Annotated in this window: 18 protein-coding genes; 14 read left to right on the forward strand and 4 right to left on the reverse strand. The window is 35.9% G+C overall.

Going from position 1 to position 16,731, the window contains the following annotated elements; translation table 11 throughout:
- Positions 1–58 precede the first annotated feature (58 nt).
- The 5 genes from trpD to trpA are packed head-to-tail and all read left to right on the forward strand — an operon-like array spanning position 59 to position 4,480.
- A complete protein-coding gene (gene trpD / locus MHB48_RS09335) occupies positions 59–1,090 on the forward strand; it encodes an anthranilate phosphoribosyltransferase (RefSeq protein ID WP_342601170.1) in 1,032 nt (343 codons plus the stop codon).
- The gene (gene trpC / locus MHB48_RS09340) at positions 1,087–1,878 is read left to right on the forward strand and encodes an indole-3-glycerol phosphate synthase TrpC (RefSeq protein WP_342601171.1); all 792 of its coding nucleotides are present in this window, start codon (positions 1,087–1,089) and stop codon (positions 1,876–1,878) included. Before trpD ends, trpC begins: the two co-directional genes overlap by 4 nt.
- Positions 1,875–2,489: a phosphoribosylanthranilate isomerase gene (locus MHB48_RS09345; protein WP_342601172.1), complete on the forward strand. Its 615-nt coding sequence runs from the start codon at positions 1,875–1,877 to the stop codon at positions 2,487–2,489. The genes trpC and MHB48_RS09345 overlap by 4 nt, the downstream gene beginning before the upstream one ends.
- Before the next feature lie 4 nt (positions 2,490–2,493).
- Complete coding sequence (gene trpB / locus MHB48_RS09350; protein ID WP_342601173.1) at positions 2,494–3,699, forward strand: tryptophan synthase subunit beta; 1,206 nt, start codon at positions 2,494–2,496, stop codon at positions 3,697–3,699.
- Positions 3,692–4,480 carry a tryptophan synthase subunit alpha gene (trpA, locus tag MHB48_RS09355; RefSeq protein WP_342601174.1) on the forward strand — a complete coding sequence of 263 codons (789 nt, stop codon included), beginning with the start codon at positions 3,692–3,694 and terminating at the stop codon, positions 4,478–4,480. Before trpB ends, trpA begins: the two co-directional genes overlap by 8 nt.
- A gap of 323 nt (positions 4,481–4,803) precedes the next feature.
- On the opposite strand, the gene hpaB is transcribed toward trpA, so the two are convergent.
- On the reverse strand, positions 4,804–6,258 hold the full coding sequence (hpaB, locus tag MHB48_RS09360) for a 4-hydroxyphenylacetate 3-monooxygenase, oxygenase component (protein ID WP_342601175.1): 1,455 nt from the start codon (positions 6,256–6,258) through the stop codon (positions 4,804–4,806).
- A 477-nt stretch (positions 6,259–6,735) separates the two neighbouring features.
- Here hpaB and MHB48_RS09365 point away from each other — a divergent pair, with 477 nt between their 5' ends.
- On the forward strand, positions 6,736–7,221 hold the full coding sequence (locus MHB48_RS09365; protein WP_342601176.1) for an NUDIX domain-containing protein: 486 nt from the start codon (positions 6,736–6,738) through the stop codon (positions 7,219–7,221).
- A 202-nt stretch (positions 7,222–7,423) separates the two neighbouring features.
- Positions 7,424–7,882: an NUDIX hydrolase gene (locus MHB48_RS09370; protein WP_342601177.1), complete on the forward strand. Its 459-nt coding sequence runs from the start codon at positions 7,424–7,426 to the stop codon at positions 7,880–7,882.
- A gap of 161 nt (positions 7,883–8,043) precedes the next feature.
- Here MHB48_RS09370 and MHB48_RS09375 read toward each other — a convergent pair whose 3' ends face one another.
- On the reverse strand, positions 8,044–8,580 hold the full coding sequence (locus MHB48_RS09375; RefSeq protein ID WP_342601178.1) for an HXXEE domain-containing protein: 537 nt from the start codon (positions 8,578–8,580) through the stop codon (positions 8,044–8,046).
- Positions 8,581–9,582: 1,002 nt separating this feature from the next.
- Between MHB48_RS09375 and MHB48_RS09380 the strand changes: the two genes are divergently transcribed.
- Positions 9,583–10,053: a DinB family protein gene (locus MHB48_RS09380; protein WP_342601179.1), complete on the forward strand. Its 471-nt coding sequence runs from the start codon at positions 9,583–9,585 to the stop codon at positions 10,051–10,053.
- A gap of 45 nt (positions 10,054–10,098) precedes the next feature.
- Positions 10,099–10,257 carry a hypothetical protein gene (locus tag MHB48_RS09385; protein ID WP_342601180.1) on the forward strand — a complete coding sequence of 53 codons (159 nt, stop codon included), beginning with the start codon at positions 10,099–10,101 and terminating at the stop codon, positions 10,255–10,257.
- 233 nt (positions 10,258–10,490) lie between these two features.
- Here the strand turns inward: MHB48_RS09385 and MHB48_RS09390 are convergent, their stop codons facing one another.
- Positions 10,491–10,679, reverse strand: a complete 189-nt coding sequence (locus MHB48_RS09390; RefSeq protein ID WP_342601181.1) for a hypothetical protein — start codon at positions 10,677–10,679, stop codon at positions 10,491–10,493.
- A gap of 332 nt (positions 10,680–11,011) precedes the next feature.
- On the opposite strand from MHB48_RS09390, the gene MHB48_RS09395 reads away from it, so the two are divergent.
- The 5 genes from MHB48_RS09395 to MHB48_RS09415 all read left to right on the forward strand — a co-directional run bounded on the left by MHB48_RS09395 (position 11,012) and on the right by MHB48_RS09415 (position 15,091).
- Entirely contained in the window at positions 11,012–12,466 is a 1,455-nt protein-coding gene (locus tag MHB48_RS09395) for a hypothetical protein (protein ID WP_342601182.1), read from the forward strand.
- A gap of 670 nt (positions 12,467–13,136) precedes the next feature.
- Entirely contained in the window at positions 13,137–13,685 is a 549-nt protein-coding gene (locus MHB48_RS09400) for a histidine phosphatase family protein (protein ID WP_342601183.1), read from the forward strand.
- 122 nt (positions 13,686–13,807) lie between these two features.
- Positions 13,808–14,314, forward strand: coding sequence for a nucleoside deaminase (locus MHB48_RS09405; RefSeq protein ID WP_342601184.1), 507 nt, complete (start codon positions 13,808–13,810; stop codon positions 14,312–14,314).
- A 249-nt stretch (positions 14,315–14,563) separates the two neighbouring features.
- Entirely contained in the window at positions 14,564–14,698 is a 135-nt protein-coding gene (locus MHB48_RS09410; protein ID WP_342601185.1) for a hypothetical protein, read from the forward strand.
- Between the two features lie 138 nt (positions 14,699–14,836).
- The gene (locus MHB48_RS09415; RefSeq protein ID WP_342601186.1) at positions 14,837–15,091 is read left to right on the forward strand and encodes a hypothetical protein; all 255 of its coding nucleotides are present in this window, start codon (positions 14,837–14,839) and stop codon (positions 15,089–15,091) included.
- 134 nt (positions 15,092–15,225) lie between these two features.
- Here MHB48_RS09415 and MHB48_RS09420 read toward each other — a convergent pair whose 3' ends face one another.
- Positions 15,226–15,825, reverse strand: a complete 600-nt coding sequence (locus MHB48_RS09420; RefSeq protein ID WP_342601187.1) for an SET domain-containing protein — start codon at positions 15,823–15,825, stop codon at positions 15,226–15,228.
- Positions 15,826–16,731: the final 906 nt, after the last annotated feature.

Consider the following 16,731-nt stretch of genomic DNA (forward strand, 5'->3'; position numbering starts at 1 on the left):
GTCACCTAGATACTATGGCATAAAGAAAATAGTTGAGATGAGCAGAGGAGAGGCTGAGATGAGAGAGTTTATTGGAAAAGTAGAGATGCACGAGCATTTATTGTATGACGAAATGGTGGAAGCTTCACTGCTCTTGTTAAATGACAAAACAGATTTTCAACAGATCGTGGATTTCTTGGTAGCCTTATCGAAAAAAGGAGAAACTGCCAATGAAGTGGCTGCACTTGCGACAGTGATGAAGTCTTTTGCTATCAAGCTGAATGAACCAGCTGGTAATTATATGGACAATTGCGGTACAGGTGGAGACGGAGTAAACAGTTTCAATATAAGTACAACATCCGCTTTTGTGCTTGCAGGTGCTGGCGTAACCATTGCTAAACATGGAAATCGGAAAATTTCAAGTGCAGCAGGGAGTTCGGATGTATTGGAAGCATTAGGGATTCATACTTCTATTTGGCCGGATGCTTCGATTGATTTGCTGAAGCAAGAAGGTCTTACTTTCCTATATGCACCAAATGTGCATCCTAAATTAAAACGAATTAGTTTAGCAAGAAAACAAATTGGCAAACCAACTATTTTTAACATAGTCGGGCCACTAACAAATCCAGTATCCCTTACAACACAATATACGGGTATAAATAGAATAGATTTTACAATGGAATATGGAGAAGTTTTACGATTACTTGGAAGAGATAGAGCAATAGTCGTATGTGGCGCTGGAGGAATGGATGAGGCATCTCTTGCTGGTAAAAATAAGCTTGTTCTTGTGGAGAAGGGAGATCTTATTCCTTTCACGTTGACACCAGATGAAGTCGGTCTATCTGCTGCTCCCGTTTCTGCAATACGTGGCGGAGATAGCGTTGCAAATGCAAAAATCATGCGAAAAGTCCTGAATGGAGAAAGAAGTCCTTATTTTGATACTGTCATCTTTAATAGTGGAATTGGTTTATTTGCAAGTGGAATCGTCAGTTCCATTCCTGAAGGAGTTAAACTAGCGACAGATTCTATACTCTCTGGAAAAGCATTAGAGAAATTAGAAGCAGTGATCAATTTTAGTAAAAGAGCAATTGGTCAGGAGGTAGTATCATGACAACGATTTTAGATAAAATACTTCAGACAAAAAAAAGTCAAATTGAAGTGATGTTGAGTACGCCGTTACTGGTACATGAAACAACTTATCAAAGACCTTCCCTTTTTGACCTAATGTTTCATTCCGAGCACTTGCAAATCATTTCGGAAATAAAACGTGCTTCTCCTTCCAAAGGATTGATCGCAGATGGAGTCAATCCTGTAGAACAAGCAATGAACTATTATAAAGCTGGAGCAGCTTGTATCTCGGTATTAACAGACACTCCGTTTTTCCAGGGAACATTTGCCGACTTACAGGATGTTGCTCAGACAGTTCCAATTCCAATACTATGTAAAGATTTCGTTATACACACCATTCAAATTGATCATGCAAAACATGCGGGAGCATCTGTCGTCTTATTAATTGTTGCTGCGCTCACTCAAGAAGAGCTAACAAAATTGTATACGTATGCTACAGACCAAGGCTTAGAAGTGTTAGTAGAAGTACATGATGCACAAGAGTTAGATCGTGCTTTACAACTTAATGCAAAATTAATAGGTGTTAATAATCGCGACTTGAGAACCTTTGAAGTGGATTTAGCTCGTACAGCTGAAATTGCGGCTCTTTTCCCTTTCCAGGAGGAACGTGTATTAATTAGTGAAAGTGGAATTTGGAATGCGGAAGATGCCGCTCGTGTAGCAGAATATGGAGCAAGTGGCGTACTGGTAGGAGAATCACTCATGCGTAGTGGAGATGTAGAGACTGCATTGCGTGCATTACAAGTGAAGCGAGGTGCCATCACCTTATGACAAAAGTAAAGATTTGCGGGCTGATGGAAAAAGAACATGTACAAATGGCAGTCGATGCTGGAGCAGATGCCATTGGTTTTGTATTTGCACCGAGTAAACGGAAATTGACCGTTGAACAAGCCAAGGAGCTTGCAAAAGAAGTCCCTCCTACTGTTTTGAAAATAGGCGTATTTGTAAATCCAAGTGAACAAGAGATAGAAACAGCTTTTCGAGAAGTCCCTTTAGATTTAGTGCAATACCATGGCAATGAAACGCCAGCATTTATCCAAACCAATGCTTATCCATCCGTTAAAGCATTATCCGTAAAGAGTGAAGACGATGTAGAGCATGCTAAGCAGTTCCAAACGGATTATTACTTATTCGATGCTCCAGGTACAGATTACCAGGGGGGCAGCGGACTAACGTTCGATTGGCAGTTAATGAAAGGGCACAGCATTCCAGCAGATAAAGTTATTTTAGCTGGGGGATTGAATTCTACAAATGTGAGAGAAGCAATACAACGTGTTAAACCCTATATGGTAGACGTATCCAGTGGTGTAGAAGTGGATGGAAGAAAAGATAAAGAATTGATTCGTACGTTTATTCGTACTGTCAAAGACGGGGAGAGATAAGCATATGGTAAAAACAATCGATGAGTCAAAAGCTGGCAGATACGGAAGATTTGGCGGTCAGTATGTGCCGGAAACATTGATGACAGCACTTATTGAACTGGAGCAGGCATATGAAGAAGCAATTGCTGATCCTGCTTTTATCGAGGAAGTAAATTACTATTTAAAAGACTATGTTGGTCGTGAAACTCCTTTGTATTTTGCAGAACGCTTAACAGCAGAACTTGGCGGAGCGAAAATTTACTTAAAACGAGAAGATTTGAACCATACAGGTGCACATAAAATTAATAATACGATTGGTCAGGCCTTACTAGCGATGAGAATGGGCAAAAAGAAAATTGTTGCGGAAACTGGAGCAGGTCAGCACGGAGTGGCAACAGCAACTATTTGTGCATTATTTGACCTGGAATGTGTTGTTTTCATGGGGAAAGAAGATGTACGAAGACAGGAATTGAATGTGTTCCGAATGGAGCTTCTTGGTGCAACAGTTGTTTCTGTAGATCAGGGTTCAGGAACGCTAAAAGATGCTGTTAATGAAGCACTCCGTTATTGGGTATCCAATGTGGAAGATACGCATTATATTTTAGGTTCGGCGCTTGGCCCTCACCCATTTCCTCGAATCGTCCGCGACTTCCAGCGAGTAATTGGTGTAGAAACAAGGAAGCAAATCCTTGAAAAAGAAGGCAGATTGCCCGATGCAGTTGTTGCATGTGTAGGGGGAGGAAGTAATGCAATCGGTATGTTCCATCCATTTATTGAAGATGAAGAGGTTAGATTGTATGGGGTAGAGGCTGGAGGAAGTGGAATTTCTACGGGCTTACATGCAGCTGCTGTTGCTGAGGCAAAAGAAGGTGTTCTCCACGGCGCATATATGTATATTTTGCAAGACGACAATGGCTTTATTCAAGAGGCTCACTCTATATCAGCCGGACTTGATTATCCTGCGGTAGGACCTGAACATAGTTATTTACATGATATTGGCCGAGTGAAATATACATCGGTTACAGATTCAGAGGCACTAGAAGGTTTGCAACTACTGTCGAAGAAAGAAGGTATAATTCCTGCTTTGGAAAGTGCCCACGCAATCCATTTTGCAGTCGGTTTGGCAAAAGAGATGCGTCCAAAGGAGATTTTAGTTATTTGCTTATCAGGGCGCGGGGATAAAGATGTGCAAACAGTAAGAGATGCGTTAGGGGTGAAGATAAATGGCTAAAACTAAATTAACCGATGCGATAGAATCTGTACTTCATAATGGGCATAAGGCATTTATTCCATATATAATGGCTGGAGATGGTGGACTTGAAACGCTAAAAAAGAACATTCTTTTTCTACAAGAAGCGGGAGCTACGGCTATTGAAGTAGGGATTCCATTTTCAGATCCAGTCGCCGATGGGCCGACAATTCAAAAAGCAGGAGAACGGGCACTTGCAATTGGAACAACACTTCGTTTAATTATGCAGGAAATTGAATCGTTTCATGAAGTGGTTAAAGTACCGCTTGTTCTCATGACGTATTATAATCCAGTGCTATGTTATGGGATAGAGAAGTTTGTAGGGGATTGTGAGCGTATTGGAATTGCCGGAATAATCGTACCAGACCTACCATTGGAGGAAAGTGATATTCTTCGAGCTGTACTGGCAAAGACAGATGTAGCGTTAGTTCCACTTGTTTCATTGACAAGTCCTCCTGAACGTATTGCTAAAATTACCGCTGCAGGTGAAGGGTTCATCTATGCAGTAACTGTAAATGGCATTACAGGTGTTCGAGCTGGTTTTGATGAACAGTTAGAGCAGCATTTAACAAAGTTAAAAGAACATAGTACTATACCAGTGCTTGCTGGATTCGGTATTTCTACTCCAGAACAAGTAGAAAGTATTGCTACATTAACAGATGGGGTAATCGTAGGTAGTGCCATTGTTGATGCTTTTCATCAAAATGATTTAAATAAAATCCAAGAGCTTATTCAAGCCTCCAAAAAGAAAGTATTTAACTAATAAGTTAAGTGAAATTGGGCGTCCAAAACTAAATGGCTATACTGTAAGGTAAGCATATAGCGTCCATTAAGTGCAAAACTGTTCGCAGACGTTTCCGGTTGCTTTGGAATGTACCCAAAATTTGATGTTGAAGAAGATGCACTCTTAGTTGCAGCAAAAGCCGTCGGGCAAGTTGTTTTTAGTATACAAGAATAAAACATTAGAGTCGTTCAAAATTTACTTTTTGAACGACTCTTTTGCGATTAAATGGGTCCATTGAGGAAATGAGGAAACACTTTGAGATGGGATATTCTTAACATCTTAGGTACTCAGGTTTTGTTCTGTTAGTCCTTCGCTTTTGAATCTAAAAAATTTCTAACTGTTTTTACATAATCATTTTTGGGATAGCTCTTATATAAATCGCTTGATAATCGAACCGGGTCGCCATAAAAAAACCTCTCATATTGGGTTTGTCTTGTTCCAAATGAACTCATTGTTAGATCCCAGGCCAATCGAAATATTTTCACTCGTTCCTCGGCTGTTTTAGTTGCACCTTGAAGGTACTGATCTAATTCTTTTCTAATACTAGAATGAAATGCTTTTTCTGTTGGTAAAGATATCATTCCGCTTGCTCCCGATATTTGAACAATTTCACTGAAACGAGGATAAATTTTCGGGAAAATATTACTGGCAACCTTAAGCGGAACAATATCGGGCCGCATATAGCCCCATTCGTCTAATGTTGCGTCATTCTCCGATTTTTCTAACAAAGCCTTCATTGTTTCAAGACCAATGATGATTTCCGACATTTTTTCTTGTATATGTTGAAACTCACTAATGTTAATCGTTTCAATAAGTAGCTCAGCAATCCCTAAAATAAACTTTGTTTTTTCAATTTGTCTAGTCAATACTTGGTGTTTAGCAAAAGGGTGGAAAGAGCTTTGCGTGACGAAGTCTTCGGCTACTTCAACGTTGTTATAATAAAAAACTCGATCCCAAGGAACTAATACATTGTCAAAGACAACAATGGAATCCATTTCCTCGTATCGTGAGCTTAATGGGTGATCAAAAGAAGATTCGCCTCCGATTAGGGTATCCCTACAAATAAACTTTAACCCTTTTGTATTAGACGGAATCGAAAAAGCAAAAGCTTCATCGACTTTAAAGAGAAATCGAGCAACACTAAAAACTAATACCTCATCGGTTAAACCACCTTGCGTAGCTAGAAGCCGTGCACCTTTAATGACGATTCCTTCTTCATTTTCATCAATAACCTTTGCAGTGATTGGTTCCTCGTTGGAATTTTCAAAATAGATTTGAGAACGATTCACTTGTGGAGAAATAAATGTATGTGTAAACGATAGGTCCTTTTCCCTTGCCATTTCATAAAGTGCTAGGAGATTATTTGGAAAACATTTTTCTTTGCCTTCCAAAAAAGATGCTGAAGAGGCAAAACTCATTAAAACAGAGTTCAAATAGTCAGGGCTTCTTCCCATAATACCGTTGGTCTGTCTTGCCCAGTGTTCGAACATCTTCCGTCTTTTAATTAAGTCCTCTTTCGTTTTGGGTTGCAAATAGGAAAGTCCAATCGGTTCTCCTGATATTGGTGATTTAAAAGTCATCTCATTTTTTATTTTTGGGTCATGTTGCAGATCATAAAGAGAAGCTTTTGTATGAATAAGGCCTTTGAAGGCTGAGTGTTCAGATATCATTCCCTCCACTTTTTCACCGTCAAACCAAATTTCAGAATTTAAACCATTTAATCGGTTAATAAAATTTTCTCCATCTATAGCGCCCATGTTCACACTCCATTATAAAGAATAAAGTAATTATTTTTATATTATTGCTTAGGAGGTTCTATTGTTCTTAAAAAGGGAAAATTTATTATTTAATAATTAAGGAGATACCTAAAGCTGATGAAGCAGCAAATAAATTAAATGAAGGGATTGTAGAAGATTGGTAGTATGAGAGCAAAACCACCACACATTTCACATAATGTAGGGGGGGACTTTAGAAAATTAGAAAGTAATTTTAAGATAACGGATGGTTTCGAAAAGAGTTAAAACATACTTTCTTATTGAACTACCATGGAAGAACATAATTTTCTTGCAAATTTTGAAGCAGGGCTTCATGGATGGCTAACGGGGCAGGTTAGTTCAATAAGAAATGAATAAATAAAGGATATTATTAAATAACGTTGAATTTTATTAATTAAACAATAGATTTTACATTTGAGATGCAAAAAATTGAAGAACAATCATAGGAAGTGAGACTAAATGCAATTTCATATAAGGGTACGTGCAGGTGCAATAATCATTGAAGATAATAAAATATTATTAACAGAATATAATGACCCTGTTAGGGGTATTGTCTACGATTTACCTGCAGGCGGAACCGAACCAAATGAATCTATTATGGAAGCAGTAATAAGAGAAGCGAAAGAAGAAGCGTGTATTGATGTAGAGGTTGGTCCATTAGCCTTTGTATATGAATATACACCACATCTTAATTTTGAAAAGTTCGGGAATACGCACACATTAGTTATGATGTTTGAATGTAAATTAATTAACCACTCTATTCCAAGACTTCCTGAAAAACCAGACCCCAATCAAATAGGGGTTAAATGGCTACCAATATCAGAGTTACATACTGTTGAGCTTTATGCCAATATCGGAATTTATTTACAGGATTATACTCTCAACAAGAGAAATATTGATTTGATTGAAGAACATAAACTAAATCAGATTATTCCAATGAAATAATAATTAAAATCCACGATTTTTATTTCTTAAGTCAAGTGATATTTTTTTATAGAATTAACGTTGGCTCTAGTAGGAAGATCGATGCGTTGTTATAACAGCACTTTTTTCTTGTTCAGCTAATGCAACAGGATAGTTTAAGAAGTGTGAAGAGATATGAATAAGATGCAAAATTAATTAGATAACTTAATTGTGGAGGTAATATATGGGCTATATTATGGATTTAAGAAAGATAGTAGGCAGTAGTCCGCTAATTATGGCTGGGGCGTGTGTAATTGTATTAAATAAAGATAATAGGATACTATTGCAACTTCGCAAGGATAATAACTGTTGGGGATTAGCTGGTGGTTCTTTAGAAATGGGTGAATCTTTAGAACAAGTAGCTAAAAGAGAATTATTTGAAGAAACAGGTTTGGTCGCAAATAAATTAGAGCTATTCAATGTCTATTCTGGCGAAAAATTCTATTATAAATATCCGCATGGGGATGAGGTTTATAATGTGGTAACAGCTTACATATGTAATGATTTTGAAGGAGAGTTGAAAAAAGAAGAAAGTGAAGTTCAAGAACTATGTTTCTTTCACTTTACCGAAATACCCTCGAACATTAGTCCGCCCGATTTACCAATAATTCAAGAATATATTCAAAAGTGTTTCTTCAACTAACGGATGCTTTAGCGGAAGATCATTGAGTTGCAATGCAGCTCTATTTTCTTATTGAACTAACGCAGTAGGGTAGGTATATGAAAACTAATAATTTTTCTAAATAAAATAGCCACTCTAAGGTGACTTTTAAGAATTAATTCACTTTATAATAATTATATATTTTATATAACTCTTTTCCCTAACCAATGAGCAAATAAAACAAGAGGAATTATAAGAAAACCAAAAGGTAGACTTATCATAATAATCTTCCACGTTATGACTTCATTTACTAACAAAGCTTTATATAACACTAAACTGTATGGAAGTATGATTATTAACGACGTTATCGCTCCTGGAGTTATGGAACGGAAAAATATTGCTTGTCCAATATGGGTAAATGCATGGATGAAAAAAGTTAATGTTACTGCTGTAAAAAGATAGATATTAGCAAATGCTCCGTGAGTTAAGTATTGGTTGGCCATAATTGTAGAAATGCTAACAAATAAAAATATAATTAATACTGCAAAAGCAAATTGTGCAGTGGACATAGAAAATTGTTTAACTACTCGATCGGCTAATTTTTGGGGTAATCTTTTAAAAATTTCGTGCCTATTCTTATTTAGCCAATTTTCTACCATAATAATTTCTTCGAAGTCATGAAAAATAAATAAAATAGGAAACAACCAAATAAGTGTTTGAACGTTTATCCATATATCCATACTTCTACCTCTTTCAATATTATTTTTCTTAGTCTAAAATATGATGTTTTATAACTATTATACCAATTTTTACTTATTTAGGTTAATTATATACTGAACACTACGACCAAAATGTGTAATAGAAGAGAAAGTTCTTGTTCAACTAACAAGCAGGTGTGCGGCCGAGCCTAGGTCGTATCATATAGCGGGTGGAATTCCCGTCGAGGGCTAGCTACCAGTTATCATCGAGGGCACTGAAAAAGTGGTATTCTAATAAAATTCCTAATAAATATCCGCTAATTGGATTTAGCACGGCTCTGTTTTCTTTCCGTGGGCGAGCGCCGAGCCTCCTCGGGCCAACACGATGTTGGTCATGAAGGCTTTGAGGCCCACAGGATGTGGGTCATGCAATCGTTGCCGCAGGACGCGGCGAACTTAGATTGCCTTCCATTGGATGAGGCGTACTTAGCCTTCCTTCCTCTTTAACGCTTCGTGCGGGGTCTCGGCGGTCTCGCTTTCCCACAGGAGTCTCACTCCGCCGTGCTAAATCCTATAGTACACAGTATCGTCACATCAAATATTTTTCATAAAAAATTCTGTAATAGAGTTTTTCAGTGCACTCGTTATCACCCTTACTAGGGACACATTACACACAGAGGTAGAGAAAATAAACGTAAACAAAACTATTGAGGATAGCAGAATAAGCAAAAAGGAAATCCCTTACTCGGGATAACTTCAGACTCTTTATTCATAAATATTCGTTCCCTTCACGAAGAGTTAAGGTGAATATATATGGCTGAAAAAAGGTGATTAGTTACATTTTGTGAATGATGACTTGGAGGAGCCGTGTGCGTAAATAGTGGAAGCACGGTTCTGTGAGGGGGAGGAACACAATCTACCGTAAGGTAGAGAGGTTCCCTTCTACTCGACTAGTTCAATATTGTATAAGTGAAGGATAAAATGATATTTGCAAAAAGAAGTACATATACTTCTGAGTAATAAATTTATTAGGAGGAACCCAATATGGAAGCGTTAATTGAAGAGTATGGTCTTGGATATAAGATGTTGCGAGAAGCCATAAATTGTTTATCTGAGGAAGAGCTTAGGTTTAAGCCTGCACCGAATAAATGGAGTATCCATCAAGTTTTAATCCACATAGCGGATTCTGAATTAGTTTCAACACAGAGATTGAAAAAGGTCTTATCAGAGGAGGAGCCTCTTTTGACATCTCCTGACCAGGACGCCTGGGCGAATGCATTAGGGTATGACCGGTTGGACCGTGAACAATATCTACTCCTGTTCGAATTGCTTCGTTCCAGTATGCTGCCAATTCTTGCCCAGTTAACAACTGAACAAGTAAAAAGAGTAGGGGTATATGCTGACGCTGGACGCTTCACCTTCAAGCAATTATTGGAATACCGCGTTGAGCATATACGAGGACACCTTGCACAGATTGAACTTTTGAAGAAGGCGTATAGGCAGAGACAGGTATGATGTGAAGTATTCATATTTACAAAAACTTGTTGAAGTAACGGAAATATGTGTGATAAATGTATATGCGATCAACTAAGTATGTTGGAACCAGAAACAGATGTAGACGTAATTGTAGGCGGTGAAAGGCTGGAAGATATAACTTTTTTAGAATTTGACAAGAGTAATTACTGCGCCAAGTTTGAAGGTGTAGAAGATGAAAGTTAAAAAAGAGGGGCTACATTGTGCATTCCTTCAAGAAGAAATAGCACCCTTTCTTATTGACTACCATGGAAGAACGTAATTTTCTTACATATTTTATGGTGAAGCTGAGCTTCATGGATGGCTAACAGGGCGGATTAGTGCTATAAGAGAACGAATGTTTATGTCGCTTTTGACACAAAATGCGTAACAATTCATACAACAATAATGGAAAAAAAGAACTGTCCCAAGAGGAACAGTTAATTTATAAAACTTTTTTTGACAGCTTTAAAAAGAGCTTTTCCCTTGTTGTAGACAAATCTTTCCCATTTAGCTAACAACCCGTTTCCATTCTCGCCACGCTCTAATTCTAATGCGTGATTTTTATGGAAATCTAATACACGTTTATTATGATCTTTTTCCCATTGGTGCAAAGGATTAGGTTTCATTTTTTTAACCTCCTTTACAATTAGTTTCTTAATTATATGGCTAGGTTGGATAAATTAAAAGTAATTTATATCTAGTCTATTGAAAATAGAAATTGTTTGAGATTGCAAAGAGGTTAGTTTAAGACATAGTACGACCAAAATGTACAGTAGAAGAAAAGATGCCTCTTCCACTGACGCATCAGGTTAGTGGAAGAAGGATTCTCTGATAAAAGGGGTATTTTGTTTGTTATATTGGATCTAAGAGAGAATATAGCGAAGTATTTACTCCATCCTAAATAAGCACATTAATCCTGTGATTAATGTGCTTACTTAGTTATGGGATGGTGGGAATTTTGAGCTTCTTAAAAAAAATCTCTTGTTTGTTAGTTATTTTTTTAGTTTTTGTAAATTTGATTGGTGATGAAACAATCGCTTCAGATGGTGAAATTACGCTAAAAGAAGCGATTAACATTGGACTCCAGAGAGCAAAAGAATGGAATGTAAACGCAACACTTACAAGTGTAAACAGTGTGGATGAAAAGATGGTAGGCTCGAGAGGAGAAACTGGGAAACGCTTTAAATGGTTTATGATCTTTATAGTTCCAGGTACAGAAGATTATGTGCTAATTGGTATCTCAGAAAAGAAAATTACCGTGTTTAGACCGAGTAAGCAAACTCCGGGTCCAACAATACCCTACGATGAGATTAAGTTGGATAGCTCTGATGTTCTCCAACTAGCAAAGGATAAATACGGACTAAAACAAGGAAAAGATTGGGCAACAGGATATCATTTTACACTTGATAATATCGATGGTAAGCCCATTCTAACAGTGGTTGGAAATGATCGAGATAATCGTTTTACTCGAATTTCATTCAATGCTCAAAACGGAGATGTGGTCAGTGCCATTCATAAATTACCATACGGTGGAGGATTAATATCCAAACGTATGGGTACCGATAACCTTACCAAAAAAGGGATGGCGATTACGGGGGTTGTCGCTGAAAACAACAATTTAGTGGTATGGGGAGACAAAAAGCCAACACAATTTAGTACAACCAAGCATCCTTTTATTGAATGGAGCCAGAATAATGGGAAAACATGGACAGAGCTCCAAGCAAATGATTATGTAACACACGCGTGGTTTGATAGGAAGGATCAATTATATGTAGCTACGGAAAAAGAATTATGGGCAGGTATTACCTCAAAAAGTAAAGGAACGAAAATTCTTTCATTAGATCATATGATTGAGAACATCGATTATTCAATCAACAACCATATAGCTGTGGTATCAAATGGAAATATTTACTATACGACCAATCAAGGGGAGAGTTGGGAGCAAGCTATTGTTCCTAAACCATTTTATGTGGTTCAAATATCGGATAATGGTGATTTGGTAGGACTCACAGAAGAAAGCAAGATTTTGCAAAAGACAATTGATGGGTGGAACGAGATAACCATGCCGAATAGTAATGATATACCTAAGGATATGAAAGTGATCAATAATAGGCTATTCATTACCACACAAAGTGGAATTTGGACCCGAAATCTTCAAGAGGGAAATTGGAGAAAAATTCAAGTTGATGAAATGGTAGTTAAACTTATAAAAAAAGGAGAGAAATTATTCGGATACACACATAGAGATGAGGCTATTTATTCCATCAACACGAAAGATGAAAGAAAATCTGAAAAAGTGTTTGATGCGAGGGATTCCATCGTTATGGATGTGGATATCACGGGTGATACGTTATGGATTGCAACCATACCAAATTATTCGTGGGAAGAAATGACGATTCAGCAGAGACGATAAAAATTTCAAGTGTATATCCATAAAAAAATATATTGTGAAACATTTTACTTCAACTAAAGGAGTGCTTGTGCGGCCGAGCCTAGATCGTTTAATATAGCGGGTGGGATTCCCCATACGATATGATGATATACCTATAGAGTTTAATGAAGACTGTGTAAGATCAAGGATTAACAATGAGGCAAATATCTTTTTAGAGATAAATGATTAGTAATTCTTCTTTAACTAACTAGTGCTTAAGTTAAACAAGACCATCATTTTGAACTGCCCCGTAAATGTTAGACAACAACTAACATTTACGGGGTGTTTTTATGTCCAAATCATCAAATAGATTTCAGCGATCTATTGTGAAATGTTACATTTAAATTTACGAAGCAGGTTAGAACAATTATTAATTAAGCAGGAAATTAGTGAAATTTGGAGAAGTAAATATGAGAGGTATTTTAGGAAGGAGCTATAAGGAGAAATGATAAGTGGCTTCTTTGCGAACATGATTCTGGTGAGGCATTTGCTAAAAATCGTGATGAAGTAGAAAAAGTATTATGGTTAACTACTGAAGAAATATTAAGCCACCCAAAATCACCTATCTATTTAAAAGAAAGTATCATACTTGCCGAATCGTTGAATCGAATTCATTTGTCATAATAACTTTGTAATACATACATATATTGGAGTGGTTTTGTTGAAGAAAATTTTTATTATAAGGCATTGTGAGGCTCATGGACAGTCATTTGAAGCACAACTTACAGATAGAGGGATTAAACAAGCGTTCGATTTATCAGAGTTTTTTTCTAATATTAGAATCGACCGAATTATCTCCAGTCCATATGAACGTGCAATTCAATCCGTACAACCACTTGCTAAACGATTAAAAATTGAGATAGAGATTAATCACCAATTAACAGAACGTATACTTAGCAATAAAAACCTTTCTGATTGGTTTGAAAAACTAAGAGAAACATTTGTTGATATTGATTTAAAACTTGAAGGAGGAGAGTCCAGTCAAGAAGCAATGAAACGGATAGTTGAAGTTGCAGAAGAAATTTTTAACGATGTAACCCAAAATACAATTATTGTTACGCATGGGAATATAATGTCATTACTTTTAAAGTATTTTAATAATGATTTCGGATTCGATGATTGGAAAAATCTTAGTAATCCTGACGTATTTCTCTTAAAAAATGAAAGTAATCAAGTAACTTATGAACGATTATGGAAATAAAATAGGAAAAGTATTGTCAATTTGTGAAGTATTGGACTTAAACTACCATGAAAATTAAAAAACTCTTGTAAAACAGTAAAAGTGCATAACACACAAATCCAATATTTGAGGGAGGGAAAATTATGAGTATTGATAAAGATAGACTTTTTTTAGAAATGGCATTGGAAGAGGCAGAGCAAGCATTAAAGGAAAATACATACCCAGTAGGGGCAGTAATTGTTGATGAAAACTTTAACTTAATTTCAAGAGGACGAAATAGAGTACATCCAGCAAAAGATGTAACTGCTCACGCGGAAATTGATGCTATAAGAAATGCGGGTCAAGCAATATTTAATGCAAAAATAAAAAGAGAAAAATTCACAATATACACTTCATTAGAGCCTTGTCCTATGTGTACTGGTGGGATTTTATTTGCAAATATCAAAAGAGTAGTTTGGCTTCTAAATGACGACTTAGGATTTGGTGGTTATAGAAAAATACAAGATACTAAGGTCTTCGATGAAAGGTTTAATGTAGTAGAAATGATTGAACAACCATATGAAGACCTAAAGAATAGGCAAAAAGAGCTTATGAGTAAATGGGCAATTAATCCGAATAATGTTATAAACTTACGAAATGCAATAAAATAGAATTTACTTATTCAACTAACGAATGCTTTAGTTAAACAAGACCATCAATTATTAGATGGTCTATTTTTATGATCAAAATATCAAGTAGATTTCGGCGATCTATTCTGAAATGCTACACTTAATATAACACTGCGGGTTAGTTTAACAAGGAATGCTTTTTAGAATTTACGAAGTTCTTAACGAGGGGGATGTTTATGGATTTCAAAGATTTGAAAGAAGAACTTTCTTCATTTACTGAGACTAATTATTTTGATTCACCAATATCTTCGTGAGAAAGCATCAAATCCTTCAAAGTTAAAACAAATTATTATTAAAGCTGAAGTATTGTTAGAAAAAATGAAAGAAGAAACTTCAATTATTACAAATGAAAAGTATTTTCTTTAAGGAACATTAGGGAATCTTTATAGAATATATGGGAAGCCCAAAACTGCAAATAACTATTTAGCATTAAACCTTAAGCATGCAATCGAGGAAAAGAACTATATCAGAGAAATCGTCTCTTTGATTCGTCTTGGAGAGGCTTTGAAATATGATAATAAACATGAAGAAGCATTAGAGAAATTTAATCATGCTTTGATTAAATGTTATGCGAATGAAAATGCCTACTTAGATTTTGCTTTTCAACACAAAGGTAAGTGTCTCTTAGAATTAAGTAGAGTTGAAGAAGCGATAATATGCTTTCGAGAAGCGTTAGAACTTAGAAAATTAAAATGTAATTCATTATTGATTAGCTCTACTGAACAAGCCATAGAGTTCGCACAGGGTCTACAGAATTAAATAGTAACTTGTTTAACTAACGAGGTGCATTAGTAAAAAGGGCAACGTCTTAATGACGATGCCCTTTTTAATTAACAGTACTTTTGATAAAACTCTTTACAGTAATTTTAGGGTACAGCCAAAATTTTAAAAATTTATTTTCCGTCTTCGTCATCGATAAATAACGTGAGAATGGAATCTAGTGGTACAGTTCCATTAGCAACCGCATTTACTTTGTCAATATATTGCTCCCTAATTAAATGTTTTAGCGGTTGTTTTACCGCATTGAAATACTTAAACGCTTCTCTTGCCATCTCATCCCATTCTGCATAATATATTAAATAGTCATTTGCAGTCACTTTTGTTCTTGATGTTTCTTCTTCAGGTATACATTCAAACTCTTCATCCTCACCGCATGCTCCATAATCAGATGTTAATTGTTCACCAGGTTGAATGTCTATCGCAGCCAACTGAAAATCATAAGCTGTATCTACACAATTTGGATTGAAGCTATGATTCATATATTTTGCGTGATCCCAATGAAGAATATATATGCCGTCAGTATCTAAATAGGTGTATTTATTTATATACTCTTTTCGCAAATCATCAAGACTTTTAATATATTCCTCTGTAAGAATCATATCCAATTCATCTTTAATCCAGACAATGGTTCCTTTAGGGATTAATTTTGTTGCAAACACACCAACGCCTACTTCCTCACTTACATACCGAATTTCTGTATCTGGGTGCATCATTTTGTTATTCCTCCTTAATATTGAATTCCCATTAAATGATAGGTTACACCTCATTAGTGTGGAAATGGATCGTTTCACGAAATCGGATTTTTCCAATTATTTTTATGCTATTACTTTACGTTTGGAGTAGGCTCACTTTATTTTCTTCAATGGACTATTGAGTCCGTCCGTATTATAAAGTTAGCTAGTTCTTACTAGTTAACTTTTTTCGCGTTATACCTAACGAAATCCAAGCTTGTTTTCCTACCTTCATTAAAATTATTGGATTTAGCATTTTTTAAATCCCTTCATAGGGTGTAGTATAAGCTATGTATAATTTATGAAAAGACTTAGACTTAGACCCATGTTCGGCAACTTTGCGTGGAATGATTTGATTTTGAATTGTTCTGTAAATCGCCACCTATACAGTCACACTCCAATTGTCGTTTGAAAACAATTGTTCATTAGCTTTATCGTATGTTTTGTATACTATACGTGTATAAAAAATGTATGAGATTTTTGTGTGAATTGAAACATTAATAAAAACTCTTTATTTTACGAATTTAAAGTAATAAAAAACGGACAGAATTTTTTTCTGTCTGTTCTGATTCTTAAAATGAGTTTTTGCGTATATCTGACTTCAATCTAGACGTTGGTTATTGGCTATCTGAGTTTTTGGAGCATATATAAAAAAGGTATAGGCAAAGGTCCACTTAATTGAATATTGTGTTTTGATTGATTTTTTTTCGGCTACCCACGTTATGAAAAATGATTGACTTTATTAACAATACCGTTGATAATGATAATTATTATCAATTGTCTTTTTAAAGGAGGAGTTTTCAATAGTTACTAAAAAATATTTATTCGTCATACATACTAATTCTACTTCTGCTATACATAGGGTGGAAATGGCTACATGCTAGTTGG

The organism is Psychrobacillus sp. FSL H8-0483 (genome assembly GCF_038637725.1).
Lineage (GTDB): Bacteria > Bacillota > Bacilli > Bacillales_A > Planococcaceae > Psychrobacillus.